This window comes from Bacillus cereus group sp. BfR-BA-01355 (genome assembly GCF_022663675.1).
In the GTDB taxonomy this organism is placed as follows: domain Bacteria; phylum Bacillota; class Bacilli; order Bacillales; family Bacillaceae_G; genus Bacillus_A; species Bacillus_A thuringiensis_S.
In genome coordinates this window covers 34869-50003 of record NZ_JAKUFY010000024.1, presented here as the reverse complement: position 1 = coordinate 50003, position 15135 = coordinate 34869, and the positions used below count along the sequence as shown (strand labels likewise).

Here is a 15135-nt window from a genome sequence, read left to right as displayed (position 1 = left end):
ATCTAACATACTTTTTACAAATTTCGTCAACAAACATTATTTTACAACTAATTACAAATACCGTCAAAAGCATTTGTACATACTGGCATGTTTTTAGGCTGGATCATTGAACATAATTTATTTAGTCAAGAATTTGAAGAAGAGTCTCCAGACGAAATTAATCAATTTAAACTTAGACAAATGACTGGCACACAAATTTATATAAACTGGGATGGCGTTTTAGCAGAAAACATGTTAAATGATGAGGGCAACCAATTCGCAATGTACTACTTTAACAATAAGGATGAGTGGAAGTATATAGATGATTACTCAGGTATTTTTACAGACGATGGAGAAACTCTCTACCACGTGCAAGTTACTTGAGAAAATTATTTCAAATTAAAAGAAGTTATTGATAATAGCTATAATTTTTGGAAAGACAACTTACAAAATATATAATTATAACAAGTCGATTTCTTATTTTAATAAGGAATCGACTTTCTTAATATTTAATTTGCTGATTAACATCTCACTCAAAAATTATTTTACTAACGATACTATTATAGATACCGAATTATCTATAACGGAACGTTCTGGGCGTGATTTCATTAACACTGTTAATCCAATTAAGGACGTGACTAATGTTTGCGCTAATGCTTTAGCGTTCAAATCACTTTGTAGTTCTCCTGATCGAATTCCTTTCATGATTAATTCTTGAAAAATAACTGCAAGATACATTTGGTGTTCTCTAGTCAGTACTTCAAACTTTTCATTATGAGGAGCAAGCTCAACCATTGTGTTAATACAAAAACAGCCTTTACTGAACTCTTTTTTATATTCCTCTTCCACCATATTTTCAAAAAACATCTGAATTGCTTCTTTTACAGATTGTTCGTTTTGAAGTTTTGTTCGTATACGAGCCGCATGTAAATTTGTGTATCTCCTTAATGCCGCTTCAAATAAGCCCTCTTTATCACCAAAAGCTGAATATAAACTCGGTTTTTGTATTTCCATTCTTGCAGTTAGATCACTTAATGAAGTAGCAGCGTATCCTTTCTCCCAAAAAAGTTGCATAGCAGCATCCAAAGCTTTTTCTTCATCAAATTCGCGTAGTCGAGCCATTTAAAAATATCCCCTTCCTCTACATTTTCAGATTATAAACTAACACTTTATGTACCAATCAGTATATTATATATCGTATTAAATTATAAACGATGTGTCAAAGAAAATGGAATTAAATCAAAAGAAACTTGACATATATATTTACTCAAGATTATATTTTACTTACAAAATAACATACCGTTCGGTACGTTATTTACAACAATACAAAATGGAGCTGATTTTATGAATAGCAAGGAAAAGATGATGACCACTCTTAAACATAATGATCCCCAGTTACATTCACCTATTAGCACAAACATGTCCCGCTACATGACTCTATTATTCGCAATAGCTTGCGGGATGGCGGTGGCAAATATATATTTCGCTCATCCGCTACTTGATTCTTTATCAAATGAATTTAAGATTAGTCATTCAACTATCGGTATTGTGATTACTATTACTCAAGTTTGTTATGCAATCGGATTACTTTTATTAGTTCCACTTGGTGACTTATTAAACCAAAAAAGACTCATTATTGTTCAAATGGTTTTATCCGTTATCGCTTTAATTGTAATTGGGACCGCTCCCTCGGCCATCGTACTTTTTATAGGTATGGCCTTAGTAGGAATTCTTGCAACAGTTACGCAAACACTCGTCGCATACGCATCAATTTTAGCAAATCCAGCAGAACGTGGACGCATAGTAGGTTTCGTTACAAGCGGCGTTGTAATAGGCATTCTCCTTGCGCGTACATTTGCAGGCGCATTAACAGACTTAGCTGGATGGCGGTCCGTTTATCTCACTTCCGCTACCCTTATACTATTCGTAACTGTTTTGTTATATCGTAATTTACCTACTCTTGGACAGAGCAGAATGACAACTATGCCTTACCGGAAGTTAATACGTTCTGTACTCTTATTATTTATAGAAGAACGACTCTTACGCATTCGCGGAATATTAGCATTGCTCATTTTCACTTCATTCAGTATTTTATGGACTTCTTTAGTATTACCTCTAAGTGCTACACCACATAATCTTTCACATACAGCTATTGGTGCGTTCGGCCTTGCTGGAGTTGCAGGTGCATTAGCTGCTACTAAAGCTGGACAATTAGCTGATAAAGGATTAGGACAAAGAACAACTGGCATAGCTTTATCTTTATTAGTACTTTCATGGCTCCTAATTAAATCTATTAATCACTCTCTATTATTACTAATTTTCGGCATTATCCTCTTAGATTTAGCGGTGCAAGCTGTACATGTCACCAATCAAAGTATGCTGTTCACAGTGCGTCCCGAAGCAAGAAGTCGACTTGCTGCCAGTTACATGATTTTTTATTCTATCGGTAGTGCAACAGGTGCAATTCTTTCAACAAATACGTATGCAAAATATGGTTGGGATGGCGTATGCATATTAGGTGTATCTATTAGTGCTTGTGCTCTTTTATTTTGGATAATAACCTTGCGGCGATCATCACAGCTGAACGAAGAATAATTCATTTATGATTAATACGTGTTTTTCTACAAGACTATAGAATAGCATTTATTTTTTAACACAAATCAACGGCATTTTCATATAAAAAATGCCGTTGATTCACAATTTCATAATAAGAGATCCTATACTATCGAAATACATCTATTACAAATTCCCTTTAACGTTTTCAACAATTTCGTTTATCGTATTTCGATCAAACTTATCACTAATTTCGTATGGCTCACGATCTTCTACTAATTGTACGCCGACGATATCGTTGCGATTTTTACCATATTGCACTTCAATAATAGACCCACGCTCTATTTGTTTCCAAACGAGACTTGCTTCATCTTTATTATCTAAAATAATACAGTCCTCAATATTTTCATCAATTCCAATTAACTTATTATCATCCATATATCCAATCTCGTATTGTTGCCGTTCTTTCGCTTTGCCACTTACTAATATACCTTTGCTACCATATGAATAATCCATATAGTCCTTTTTCTCCGTTTGTACCGCTTTCGGCTTTTGTGCTTCAGTTTTTTCAGTAGCCCCACAACCTGTAATAAGACTGATTGGCATAACCACTATTAATACTAATCTAGTGAATTTCTTTATCATTTGTAACCAACCTCATATATTTAATGTAAAACTCCATTTATTACTCTATTAAAGAATAACATGATACTAAGTAAACAGAACGAAAGATAACATATTATTTACATACCCACACTTTAATGAAGGACCAGACCATTTAAACCTAGTCCTCCATAACTTTAGCTTTGCTTCACATACTTAATTGTATGAAATGACGTCTCATTAAATAATCGCAAGTTTTCCCCATCATAATCTTGAACTTTATATGCTATTTTCTTTTTTTGAATTGTATCTTCTACACCGTCTACTAAACGTTTATTGAGATGTAAATAGATTGTAAAAGCTTCCTTATCATATTCCCAAGTGCCTTCAATATAATTCTTTTTATTTGGATACTCATCTTTACCATACGTTTCAAATGTCTTATCACCTTTTAAAATAAGTGACATAATGAAACCGTCTGTTCCTTTGAATCCCCAATTACCAATTAATTCCGTACCATCCTTCACATTCTTCATAACGTTATCCGTATTAATTCCAGCTTTCTTATCTAACTCTTTCAAATCTTTCACAGATACTGTACCGTCACCGATTTTAATATCCCCTTCAAGGTCTTTGAATGCCTTAAGCCAGTAAATATCTCCTTCTTTCACTAACTTTTCGGATTTCTCCATTAACTCTTTATCAGTCTTATCGCCTTTTTCTCTTTTTTCTTTTCGGGTGAATACTTCATTGATTAAAGAAAAAGACTCTCTAAAATAACTAATTGCTTTTTCAAAATCCTTTTGTTGATTTACATACTCTGCAGGGGGATCTATCGACTCGAATTTATCTAACGCTTTATTTAATTCTTTTACACTATCTACTATATCTGATTTCTTTTTCTTACCGTCAAAAACCTCTCTTGTAATATTGTTATGCTCCGCAAACAACTTATCAAACTCTACTCCTAATTTATACACTTTATTAGGATAGTCTTCCTTTAAAACTTTTTCTTTCTTACTATTAGACTTCGATTCTTTTACTTTAGACTCTTCCGTTTTCTCCCGTTTAGAAGTGTTCGTTTTCTCAGAAACTCCACAACCAAATAACAACATGACCGGAACTGCTACCCCTAGTAGTTTTTTTGCATTCATGACTGATTTCTCCTTCTACTTGAATAGATTACTCTTACTATACCCATCCTCTTTTTTTATCTTGTAATTAAAGTTACAATCGCAATAACTCCTAGAATCGGTCCCCAATATTCCATTTTTATAAAAAATAATGAGTGCTTTTTGTTAAACATAACTTTTTCACCAGTTTCGGTATCTATATAAACTTTCCCATCTGGCTTATTAATATATTTACCTAAATACCAAGACATAACCCCTGATATAATAAACATTACCGCCATTGGCCAACTATGATCTTGAAAATATGTAGCGTCCCCCGTTATAGATCCAAAGATAGCCTTACCCAAAAGAGTATTAATAATTACAATAATTGCGACTAAAAAACCCCAACCAGACCAAATAATCATTTATTTCTCCTCCTAAAGCGTACAACTTTGTACTTTATGTTAATTTGAACTGCAAACGAAAATGTTTAAAAATCAGAATATTCAGACGTTAATAATTATATTTAGCTTACATTCGATTCTAACTTTAATGTCCTAAATGCAAATGAACCAGATATAATTTGTAAAATTGTCGGAATAAGTAAAAAGAATAATGACATAAATAACATAACTATAGGAATCACAATCATACAAACTCCATAAACTTTATTATTAACCTTGTTTACTAAACACGATAAAATGAACAACCCTATTTGAACCGTTAAAATAATAGAGTAATAAGCTAAAAGTTCGTAATCAACCCCTTCCATAATATTAAACGCTACAACTATTAATATTATGGAAATAATAATTCCCAAAATGCCACCAATTAAACCTAATACAAATTCAGGCGTTCTTTTCAATTCAATCCCCCTTTTATGAACCACTAACTGCTTGTATATTTTTCCCATTCACCATCATACCAAATATTCATTGGAAAAACTATACATACTTTTCATTCTTCCTTACAGTGACCTTCTTACCATTATAGATAGCTTGTAGCAGTCACAAAATCAAAAGCTTCAAAATTACTAACCGAATTGTCATACTGAAAATTATAAATTAATATGATAGAATTGTAGGATTTCTTTAATTTAACTTCTTCGTTAATTCGAGAAAGTATTTTGTCATCATATGAACATCCCGTTAATAACATAGAAATGTCATCACTTGCTTCTTCTAACACTTCCTTTTCAATAAAATCCTCATCTACATCAATCATATCTATATTAAAATCAACAAAAAAACTCGCTGGTATAGCGTCTCCTTCTTCATCATACGTAACATCTATATATGTATCCAACTGATCTTGCGTTTTCATATTACCTAACCATATTGAAACTATTCCATGTACTTCCATTGTAGTTCTCCTTTATTTTTTATCTTGCAGAACCAATTCTATAACTTACCGACTACTTTAAAACTCATAATTTTTATGAAAAACATTTCTTCTTTCCATTTAGTTAAATGGGGTTATTCGGAAATTCACTATCATACTTATTAATTAGCGCTTTATCATTTTCATTAATTGGTACTTCACCTAAGTATTTATGTTTCCAAATAATCATTTGATCACTAAAACTATATTCTGTGTCGAGCCAATTGGTATAATCGAAATGCATGTTAAATTCCCCACTATGTTCCAGAGACATTGTAAAAGAGTACCAAAGCTCTTGCTGATTATCTTTGAAAACATTTCTTAATTCCTTACTCACTTTATATAAAGAATCTTCTTTCCTTTCAAACTCCTCTTCATTAACTTCGTATTTAAAAGGAATTTCTACACTATACTTATAATTTTCTTTATTTCTGAAGTTGTTATAGAAAAAGTAAGTTCCCCCTCCAGCTTCTGATATTTGTGCATAAAAATAAAATTTCTCCCATTCTTCAGGAATCATGGCATGAACCGTTTCCGCTATCTCTCTATATAATCGATTCAATTTTATTTCCAATTGAATACCCCCTATTTGATTTTCATCATTCACTTTTTCTATATTATACCACCCTTTTAATTAGCTCTTTATTTACAATAAAGAGCTAATTTATTTCATCTAAAATTCAAACCAAGTTTCGATACTTTTAGAAAGTAGACATACCTCTTGAATACAATTAGTATTAACATATGAAATACGAAAAGCTTAAAAAGGCTTTTACATGATGAAAGGAAGTTGCACAACTATGGATTTTAAAACAGTTATGCAAGAACTTGAAGCTCTAGGTAAGGAACGAACGAAAAAAATATACATATCTAACGGTGCGCATGAGCCAGTATTCGGAGTTGCTACAGGTGCTATGAAACCAATCGCTAAAAAAATAAAATTAAATCAAGAGTTAGCTGAAGAGCTTTATGCCACAGGCAACTACGATGCTATGTACTTTGCAGGTATTATTGCCGATCCAAAAGCTATGAGTGAGTCTGATTTTGATCGCTGGATAGACGGGGCATATTTTTATATGCTATCTGATTATGTAGTGGCAGTAACTTTATCGGAGTCAAATATCGCACAAGATGTTGCTGATAAATGGATTGCAAGTGGGGACGAGCTTAAAATGTCTGCAGGCTGGAGTTGCTACTGTTGGCTTTTAGGAAACCGCAAAGACAATGAATTTTCCGAAAGTAAAATTTCCGATATGCTTGAAATGGTGAAAGATACAATTCATCATTCTCCAGAACGAACAAAATCCGCTATGAATAATTTCCTAAACACTGTGGCAATATCATATGTACCACTACATGAAAAAGCAGTCGAGACTGCAAAAGAAGTTGGTATAGTTGAAGTCAAACGGGAGAATAAAAAAAGCAGTTTGCTAAATGCTACAGAGAGTATTCAGAAAGAACTTGATAGAGGAAGACTTGGTTTTAAGCGTAAGTATGTAAGATGTTAAAGAAATTCATACCTAGGTGTCAATTCGAGAAGGATTGACACCTTTTTAATTAAGGTTATTCAACTATTAGATAAGCTCAATAACTTCATTAACAGGTTCACTAAACATATCAGGATCTTCATTTTTTATTTCCAATAATAGTTCTTTAATGTTACTCGTAAAGATGTCCCTGTTTATTATTCATTTCTGTTAACACCTAACATTTAAAATACTCTTTCAAAAACATATAAAATGTTGGCCAACTCTCCTTTAATTTTCCACTTAAAAGTAATTCATCTCCACCTTCAAAATTTACTGAGTAAATTTTATCAGTTATACTATCAAGGACCAATGCAGCATTTGCTTTCATTTCCGTTAATACTAAATACTTATTAGGAAATCCATGTTCCTTTCGAGCAATAATTGTGTAATATTCTATATTATTCTCTTCATCTATAATGTCAAGTAATTCATAAGGAACATGCTCTTCCCAAAATGGTCCTGCAAATCGATAATAAAACTCTCTAAATGTATTAGACACTTCTACACCTAACCTATTTATTACTTCATTCACCTGAGCTTTATCTTCCCGTTTATATATATCTTCTTCCAAGACTTCTTCTAAACGATTTGGCAAAGCATGCATTTGTATCCCTCCTTTATAAGGTTTATCCATGTATTTATGAAATGAATTTGCAGCTCCCTACAAACTACCTGTACGGCATAGAACCAATAAATTTTACCTCTAAACCATCAAACATATCTTCTCTTTTCGCTTCATTATATTTAAAATCATAAAGAACAATAGCAAAGTTAATATCTTTCGCTAAACTATCTCCATTTATTAGCTTTTTTATTTTAGGAGTAATTCGTTCACTGTAAGAAAAATCACTTAAAATATGTTCAACGTCCCTTTTATTATTCTCATAAAAACAAAATTCAATATTATCTTCATCATAATAACCGAATTCAAAGCTCGTCCCAAAATTTGAATGAACTGAATCACCATCTATCGTGTAATCTATATCGACATACTCCTCAAGATTTTGGAGTGATTTAGAAATTCCAAACCAAAATGAAGCCATTCCACTATATTCCACTTTTCCACGCCCCTCTAGCCGGTCTATAATTCATATAAACATTCTTCACTTTACTATTTTTGTAATCTCAAACTAGAAATCAACTCATTTAAACTGTTCGAAATCTCTATAAACAAACCTCGTTCGAAATCCTCCAATTCGACTTTGCCACTTACATTATTTAAAATAACTAGTAAACCATTTCCTTCTACTCCTATAGGAATCTTATCTAGCTTACGATGATCTTTTTCATATCCTTCTAACTTACCTTCAAAATTCTCCAATTCTATATTTGGTAATACAGCTTCTAAACTAATATAATGGTCACCGATAAACCCATCCAAATCAGCGAACCAATATGAGTTAAAATAGTGATAAACCGAATCATGAAACTTAATCCCGAACCGTTCCTCAAGTATTGTTAAATCCGTTTTAATATATTTCTCAACCGGTTCCCATGAAATTTCTTCTTCCTCTATTTCACCATGATATATAACGAAATTGACTTTTTCGTTATATGGTGTTTTAAATAAGAAATTCAAACCTCTATCAAAATATTCTTTTCTTAATTTAAAATATGTACTCATAGTATTCTTCACTATCACCATTCTCCTCTTCCATGCACCATATATTTTCTTTTTTACTTTCAATTATTCATTTAAGTTCTCAATTTCAATAAACCAAAAAGAACCCTTTTCCATACACTTATCATCAATTTTTTTCAATTCTTCCTTCAACCAACTTATTGTACACTCTGGTATATTATTATCAATAAAGGCATCCTCACCATTTATCTCTACTGCCTTATCAATCATTTTTGAATATGCTAATAAACATGCTGCAAATGGAAGTTTCACTTTATCCTGCAATCTCAGCCGAAGAGAGCCCCTCATGAATATTTCCGCTTACAATGATAGAATGTCCCCAAAATATATCTCCATCCGAAAAAAATATTTCAAAATCACCTTCTGAATAAACGCTTAAGCTGCTTAATGTGATGAAATTAATGAACATTTCTTTTGTAATTTCGTCGATTTCTGCTTCATCATCATCTTGTAGCCATTCATTTGCTAACTCTACCAGTTCTTTTGCAGCGTACACTTTCATTTTCATTTTCCATTCATCTTGCTCTTTGAAAAGTGCATGTGCTGTTTCCAGTGCAGACTTCATCATATGTTTGTCTTCACTCCAATCAAAATATAAATGACATTCTTCACCAGCCCAAGATATTCTCTTTTCAAAAGTTTTCACTCTTTTATCGAGTTCGAACACACCCAACATCTCATCATGATAAAAAAGTGGTTTCATTGCATCTTGTAAGATGATTTCCAACTCATCATCTTTATATGGTGTTTCCAAAACCTTAACAAGCATCAATGAATTTTCTGACTTGCGCACCTGTAATGTTACAACTGTATTTGCTGTCAAAATGTCTTTTGATTTTCTCCATTCTGCATCATCAACCAACCATGCGAGTCGTATGTCTTCTTTTGTAATCGCTTCATTGTTATGTAAGTCTTTCCACGCAATCAAATCAATTGACGCAGTCCACAAAATGTTGTCACCGCCTTTTGATGCACCGATTCCTAATGCCCCTGTGACAGCTGCTATTTCAATCACATTTTCTGAGAATCTATTTTCAAATCTACTTATTTCACTTGATTTACTCAATTTCGAATACATTCCTTTCATCACCCACAGGCATAAATACTTTATGAGTTTTCCTGTTTTATTATAATTGGTCATGGTAAAGCCTATATAGAATTATAGCTATAATTCTATATAGACTTTTTTTCACCTGGAATTTTAAATTTATTTATATCATATTCTTTAATTATATATACTTTTATAGCTTCAAAATCTTTACAAAAAGCAAGAGATGGATTTTTTAAGAAATATATTATTTCTTCCTCGTCATAAATTTGGGCTTTAATTATTTCTTTGTCCGAGTGAAACGATAAATTGACTCCTTTGTAAAAATATTCGTAGTATCCCTCTTTATCCTGCTTACTCTTATCTTCAAAAGGAACAGATTCAATATGATATATATTCCCATTTACATTTATTGATTTCATACAGCATGACTCCATTTTAAAGAATATTCATAATAAATTAAATAATCTCTGTCAATCATACCAAAAATAAGGGATTTACTTTTAGAATTTATAAAAAATATATAGGATTAAATTAAAATCTTTGTATTATTTTTCATATTACTTCATTATCTCTGTACAATTGTGTAATGTGTCACAGAAGTAGACATATTGCAATGAGTTGCAGTGAAGGGGAATATCCCTTGAGAATATAAAATAAGAAGATCAATCTAGAAAGACTATCTAGTTCGATCTTATTTTATTGAATTTTTAATTAATGCATTTTCACCCTTAAAATAATATAATCAACGGGTGGATTATTATTTACATCCTCAAAACTGGGTCTAATTTTAAAGTCAAATTCATTTGTTATATTTATAAAGGTTTGTTCTATCTACCCTTGTACGGGGCAATATATCCGAAAACGTAAAACGCATGAAGAATATGTTGCGGAACTATTAGAAAAACGCGGGTACGATATGCCGCACAGGTTTTAGAAGTTCATGGCGATAATATCGAAGTTATAGGAACATACAAAGGCACTAGAAATACCACAGAACACAAATGTAACTCATGTAAAAATATATGGGAGGCAGCACCAACAAATATTTTAAAAGGAAAGGGAGAGAAACATTATGTCAAAGTTATTACGTGAATTATCTAAACCGGATAGTGAGGCCCTGCGTTCCGAAGCACTAGAACAGTTGAAAGTTACTTCAGGTAAAATTGTTGCTTGTGATCCTCTTATTTTTAATGAAAATCACTTCGAACAAACAATTCAGCCAGGTACATATCCAATTGTTGCTTGGTGGCATAAGGAAGATGGAGTCATTGCTGGTGCCGAATTGAAATTGTCGGAGTCAAAAGCGGTAAGATGGAAGATGGCAACAAAACCAGGACAAAATGTCAGTGAACTGGAAGACGGATATATTTTTGGTTACCCAGTTGATACAGGCTTAGGGTGCTTTGCAGATGTTGAAGCAATTGATAAGTTAGAAGAAATAGAAGATAGGTTACAACAAGAACTAGGAGAAGAATTTACTAGTTTGTATGATGATCTTATAGATGACATACTAACAGAACATGATGAAGATTGGGGAAATTGCGTGGTGTGTGAGGAAACAGGAAGTAATATCATTATATTCCGTTCAGGTTATGGAGATGGATTTTATCCTTCCTATTGGGGAATCGATGAAGCAGGAAAAATTGTTTCACTTGTTACTGATTTTCAAGTGCTACATGAGGAGAATTGAGGACAACATTAATAATGATATAAGAGTCAATATTTTTTCTTTTACAACGTCAAATATTCCTCGTCTAATATTTGTATATAACTCGTAGAATAATCTCCTTATATACTACTGGTTCTAATAAATAGGGTTATATTCTTAAGTGAATATAACCCGTCATTAATTCTCGTTGTTTATTAACAGTTTTTTATTTAAATAATTTATTAACTCTACTGATGTAGAGTTAATAGTGCACTGTTTATCACGATAGAGGTGAACTTCAGATACTCTACGCTCCGAAATTACTTTTTCTATGATTTCTTGGCGATTATATTCTACCTGCACCGTTTCACAGTTTCCCCAATGAGTAGAAGCGGATTTTTCGTTTGATTCAAATACATCTAGAAGACGATTTAATATCTCTTCTTCGTTAAATGCTACAGTCGGATACATTGCGATTGTAAAATAATTCGGTTTCATTTTAATCCCCCCCTTTTTATTAGGAACGAGGTTATGTAACTATTTTCATTTATCACTGCCAGATAAGTTTGAATCCTTTACAATATTAATCATGTAACTTATTTAAAAACTCCGTAAAATTATTAGCAATATAGAATACATTTTCTCTTGCTCTTTCCTCTGCTGCTTCTTCTGTAATCCCTTCACTTTCCATCAAAGTTTCCTTTTCCCATGCTCCCTCATGTTCCCAAAAAACGACAATTGGATCTTCTTCATGATTTTTATAATCAAAGCAAATTAAATTTCCTGCTGGATCAAATACGAATGGCACCAATTCACTCGGTAATGTGTCATTGTAGTCATAGAACACCTCAATAATATTTTCATCATCATCCATATCATAAGTTAGTAATGTACCAAAAACTTTTCTCTTCCCCTCAACTTCAAATACTTCTGGGCTAACATGTGCTCCGTTATTCTCCATTACACATTCTATATAATCTAAAGGGAAATGAATGCCCAACTCCTCTTCCACATTCTTTACATTTTCTCGCAATATAGGCTTATCTGGTAATCTCCATTCCACTTTATTCATCTCGCACCATCCCTCTGAATTTCCTCAATTAATTACTACACATCTAAAACAGTTATAAGAGACCTTAATAAATTACATTTAAAATCTTATTTATATCTGTCATACAGTCTTTCACTAAATCGTAAAAACCAACATGTACATTATCTTCATATACCCAAAAAAGGTCTGTTCCATATGGTGCTTCAAATATTTCTAGCATTTGAGGTGCAATTAAAGACATTGATTCTGCATTAATTATGCAAAAGTTTTTTGGATTGTTTACATATTCATCATCATCCACTTCTGAAAAGATGTTCCAACCATTTAATTGAGGAATAGAACTTTCTTCTCGAAAACTATATCGAATAGGTACTCCATTCAAAACATTTCTAGATACAATAAACCCTCCATATGCATCATTTCTATTTGTCATGTTCATACCCCTTTACAATATTAATAAGGCAATACCATTACAACTTCTAAAGTCAGCCAGTTCAAAATCACAATCATTAAACACTGCCCCTATTAATCTCTTTATTCTTAGTCTTATCCCTTTTACAATCTTTATTATCTCTTATCCATCTTACGCTTTATGTATGCAGCAATTTCTGTTTGTCCGAATTCTTCAGCATATTCATAAGCATTCATATTCTTAAAGTTTTCTCCAGTGTATCTAATTGAAATATCTATTCCTTTTTCAACTAGTAACTCAACTACTTCTTTATGTCCGCCATAAATTGCTCCAAATAGTGGATTTCTTTTTGCTAAACTTACATCCAATTCGGCACCAGAGTCTACTAAATATTTTACTATTTCCAAATGTCCTGCTCCTGCGGACAAATTTAATGCAGAAGCATCAAATGTACCGTCTCTAGCATTCATATCTATCCCTTTATTAATCAAATACTCAACAATTTCGATATGCCCTTTCTTTGCTGCAACATGCAACCACGTACCAAATGGTGTCATTGAATGTAAAAATTCTAGATTATCACCTATTAGACGTTTTACTTCATTAATATCACCAAGCTTAATAGCATTTCTTATTTTTTTATTTATACTTTTCTCCTCCATAACATCACCTCCTATATTTCTGTTCTCTTGTCTAACTATGTCTCCATGAACTATTCAATCGAAGATTTATAAGCAACCTTTACATTTTTTAATCCTTCTATTACATTATTTATTCTTATCGATAAATCTTTTATTTCCTCTACTGTCAATTCACCTTCTGCTTCTTGAAGGTTAAACATACTTAGCCTCTTTGTTATACCTTTAATACGCCCAGCAAAAACCAAATGATGATTGACTGCTATTTCTCCTATGGCAGTATCAACGATAACATCTTCAATCTTTCCTACATTATCAAATTCATCCGCTAGTTTTGCTATAGCATATCGATACCCTCTCTCTTCATCTAATAACTCTTCATACGCCTCCCGAATTGCATGAAATAATTCATTATACTCCCAATCTTTCATACATCCTCCCTCCAAAAAATCCCCACGCTTATGTGAAAATAATCTTTCAACACAAATATGAGGACTTCCTTATTTTATTACTATACTTTACACATTTTATTCGTTAGAATCTTCTTCTTTCAATTTATATACTCTATCTCTTTTCTCATCACTTTTGACAAAAATAAGCTTTTCTTCTTTAACAAAACCTTCTAATAGTAAGCATACTTGCCCATATGCTTTAGGCTTATTCGTTGTGAATCTTTCATCTGATATTTTACCAGCTCGTATTAATTGTTCGCATAACTCAAGTGCACTTATTTCTTCAGAATTAATTAATTCTAAAATATCCTTTTGTAAGGGCGATAAAGGTACGGGAACCTCAGCTACCTCCACCTTTTCTGGTTTGTTTTCTTCTTCAAATAAATCTTCGAATGAAATTTGATTCATACTTCTTTTCCTTTCTAACGATTGATTTGTATAACATGAACTGAATCCTATAGCGTATGTATTATTATGTATTACTTACCTTTTTTCATAAATCTCAAACTCATGTACATCGTTTCATATAGTATATTTCGATTATACCAAATATACGTTCTGTTTTCTATTGTAGAATTCGTTATAATAGGAATGAAATTATATACCACCTGTAAAAAAATAGAAATATTATCTATAAATTCGTATAATAAAATAGCAAGAGTAAAATTTTATTATAGAAAGGTTCTGGTAACATGTTAGGTATTCATGTTAAAAAAACAAAAGATGAACTAATTATTTCATGGCAATTCTCTAAAATTCATATTCCATTATGTGAAATCACTGAGGTAATGGAAGATAATACATATGCTGGTGTTGAAGAAAAAAGCGCAATCCGAATTGGAACAGCATATGGTACAACTGATCGTATTTTAATTAAGACAGTAAAGCAAAATTATTTACTATTCACTACTAATAAAGTATCCATTTTAAATAAAATAAAAGCTTAATTGTTTTTCTTCCTATATTTAAACGTTAAACACCTACATTCTATTATAGGAAACGCTACAAAAGGTTCCTTGATTACTCCTGCTCCTAATTCGGAAGCATATGGTGAAACTATATAACACAAACACCCTAGCTCT

The 15135-nt window shown here is 32.1% G+C and carries 21 protein-coding genes and 4 pseudogenes; 5 read left to right on the top strand and 20 right to left on the bottom strand.

Features of this window, described 5'->3' with window-relative positions; all coding sequences use genetic code 11:
• Positions 1-57: 57 nt before the first annotated feature.
• Positions 58-438 (top strand): annotated as a pseudogene (locus MR167_RS10920) (DUF7832 domain-containing protein).
• An 81-nt stretch (positions 439-519) separates the two neighbouring features.
• Here MR167_RS10920 and MR167_RS10915 read toward each other — a convergent pair.
• On the bottom strand, positions 520-1101 hold the full coding sequence (locus MR167_RS10915) for a TetR/AcrR family transcriptional regulator (RefSeq protein WP_000113331.1): 582 nt from the start codon (positions 1099-1101) through the stop codon (positions 520-522).
• A gap of 222 nt (positions 1102-1323) precedes the next feature.
• On the opposite strand from MR167_RS10915, the gene MR167_RS10910 reads away from it, so the two are divergent.
• Entirely contained in the window at positions 1324-2574 is a 1251-nt protein-coding gene (locus tag MR167_RS10910; RefSeq protein WP_242314602.1) for an MFS transporter, read from the top strand.
• A gap of 144 nt (positions 2575-2718) precedes the next feature.
• On the opposite strand, the gene MR167_RS10905 is transcribed toward MR167_RS10910, so the two are convergent.
• From MR167_RS10905 to MR167_RS10880, 6 genes are all read right to left on the bottom strand, one after another.
• Entirely contained in the window at positions 2719-3177 is a 459-nt protein-coding gene (locus MR167_RS10905) for a hypothetical protein (RefSeq protein WP_000591640.1), read from the bottom strand.
• Between the two features lie 155 nt (positions 3178-3332).
• Entirely contained in the window at positions 3333-4289 is a 957-nt protein-coding gene (locus tag MR167_RS10900; protein WP_242314600.1) for a DUF3994 domain-containing protein, read from the bottom strand.
• Positions 4290-4345: 56 nt separating this feature from the next.
• A complete protein-coding gene (locus MR167_RS10895) occupies positions 4346-4675 on the bottom strand; it encodes a hypothetical protein (RefSeq protein WP_000587855.1) in 330 nt (109 codons plus the stop codon).
• A gap of 101 nt (positions 4676-4776) precedes the next feature.
• On the bottom strand, positions 4777-5115 hold the full coding sequence (locus tag MR167_RS10890) for a DUF4064 domain-containing protein (protein ID WP_000831724.1): 339 nt from the start codon (positions 5113-5115) through the stop codon (positions 4777-4779).
• A 122-nt stretch (positions 5116-5237) separates the two neighbouring features.
• Positions 5238-5612, bottom strand: coding sequence for an immunity 22 family protein (locus MR167_RS10885; protein WP_100616897.1), 375 nt, complete (start codon positions 5610-5612; stop codon positions 5238-5240).
• Positions 5613-5715: 103 nt separating this feature from the next.
• Positions 5716-6204, bottom strand: a complete 489-nt coding sequence (locus MR167_RS10880; protein WP_000403540.1) for an antitoxin YezG family protein — start codon at positions 6202-6204, stop codon at positions 5716-5718.
• 226 nt (positions 6205-6430) lie between these two features.
• Between MR167_RS10880 and MR167_RS10875 the strand changes: the two genes are divergently transcribed.
• Positions 6431-7138 carry a DNA alkylation repair protein gene (locus MR167_RS10875; protein ID WP_044795151.1) on the top strand — a complete coding sequence of 236 codons (708 nt, stop codon included), beginning with the start codon at positions 6431-6433 and terminating at the stop codon, positions 7136-7138.
• Positions 7139-7204: 66 nt separating this feature from the next.
• Here MR167_RS10875 and MR167_RS33670 read toward each other — a convergent pair.
• From MR167_RS33670 to MR167_RS10845, 7 genes and pseudogenes are all read right to left on the bottom strand, one after another.
• A pseudogene (locus tag MR167_RS33670) lies at positions 7205-7288 on the bottom strand (Imm30 family immunity protein); the annotation flags it as partial.
• A gap of 46 nt (positions 7289-7334) precedes the next feature.
• Entirely contained in the window at positions 7335-7763 is a 429-nt protein-coding gene (locus MR167_RS10870; RefSeq protein ID WP_000543092.1) for an SMI1/KNR4 family protein, read from the bottom strand.
• A 64-nt stretch (positions 7764-7827) separates the two neighbouring features.
• A complete protein-coding gene (locus MR167_RS10865) occupies positions 7828-8217 on the bottom strand; it encodes an immunity 22 family protein (protein ID WP_242314599.1) in 390 nt (129 codons plus the stop codon).
• 53 nt (positions 8218-8270) lie between these two features.
• Entirely contained in the window at positions 8271-8783 is a 513-nt protein-coding gene (locus MR167_RS10860; protein WP_170959350.1) for a SecY-interacting protein Syd, read from the bottom strand.
• 63 nt (positions 8784-8846) lie between these two features.
• Positions 8847-9041: pseudogene (locus tag MR167_RS10855) on the bottom strand (SUKH-4 family immunity protein); the annotation flags it as partial.
• Positions 9042-9054: 13 nt separating this feature from the next.
• Positions 9055-9888 (bottom strand): DUF2262 domain-containing protein, encoded by an 834-nt coding sequence (locus MR167_RS10850; protein ID WP_242314597.1) that lies wholly within the window; start codon positions 9886-9888, stop codon positions 9055-9057.
• A gap of 86 nt (positions 9889-9974) precedes the next feature.
• Complete coding sequence (locus tag MR167_RS10845) at positions 9975-10271, bottom strand: hypothetical protein (protein ID WP_242314595.1); 297 nt, start codon at positions 10269-10271, stop codon at positions 9975-9977.
• Positions 10272-10924: 653 nt separating this feature from the next.
• On the opposite strand from MR167_RS10845, the gene MR167_RS10840 reads away from it, so the two are divergent.
• Complete coding sequence (locus tag MR167_RS10840; protein WP_242314593.1) at positions 10925-11542, top strand: DUF4241 domain-containing protein; 618 nt, start codon at positions 10925-10927, stop codon at positions 11540-11542.
• Positions 11543-11776: 234 nt separating this feature from the next.
• Here MR167_RS10840 and MR167_RS10835 read toward each other — a convergent pair.
• From MR167_RS10835 to MR167_RS10810, 6 genes and pseudogenes are all read right to left on the bottom strand, one after another.
• Positions 11777-11998: pseudogene (locus MR167_RS10835) on the bottom strand (hypothetical protein); the annotation flags it as partial.
• Positions 11999-12083: 85 nt separating this feature from the next.
• On the bottom strand, positions 12084-12572 hold the full coding sequence (locus MR167_RS10830; protein WP_242314591.1) for an SMI1/KNR4 family protein: 489 nt from the start codon (positions 12570-12572) through the stop codon (positions 12084-12086).
• Positions 12573-12636: 64 nt separating this feature from the next.
• Positions 12637-12984, bottom strand: a complete 348-nt coding sequence (locus tag MR167_RS10825) for a DUF2185 domain-containing protein (protein WP_242314589.1) — start codon at positions 12982-12984, stop codon at positions 12637-12639.
• A 134-nt stretch (positions 12985-13118) separates the two neighbouring features.
• A complete protein-coding gene (locus MR167_RS10820) occupies positions 13119-13625 on the bottom strand; it encodes an ankyrin repeat domain-containing protein (RefSeq protein ID WP_242314587.1) in 507 nt (168 codons plus the stop codon).
• A gap of 50 nt (positions 13626-13675) precedes the next feature.
• Positions 13676-14032 (bottom strand): Imm3 family immunity protein, encoded by a 357-nt coding sequence (locus MR167_RS10815; RefSeq protein ID WP_242314585.1) that lies wholly within the window; start codon positions 14030-14032, stop codon positions 13676-13678.
• 96 nt (positions 14033-14128) lie between these two features.
• Entirely contained in the window at positions 14129-14461 is a 333-nt protein-coding gene (locus MR167_RS10810; protein WP_088084518.1) for a DUF3895 domain-containing protein, read from the bottom strand.
• A gap of 284 nt (positions 14462-14745) precedes the next feature.
• On the opposite strand from MR167_RS10810, the gene MR167_RS10805 reads away from it, so the two are divergent.
• Positions 14746-15000 (top strand): SunI/YnzG family protein, encoded by a 255-nt coding sequence (locus tag MR167_RS10805; protein WP_242314583.1) that lies wholly within the window; start codon positions 14746-14748, stop codon positions 14998-15000.
• Positions 15001-15135: the final 135 nt, after the last annotated feature.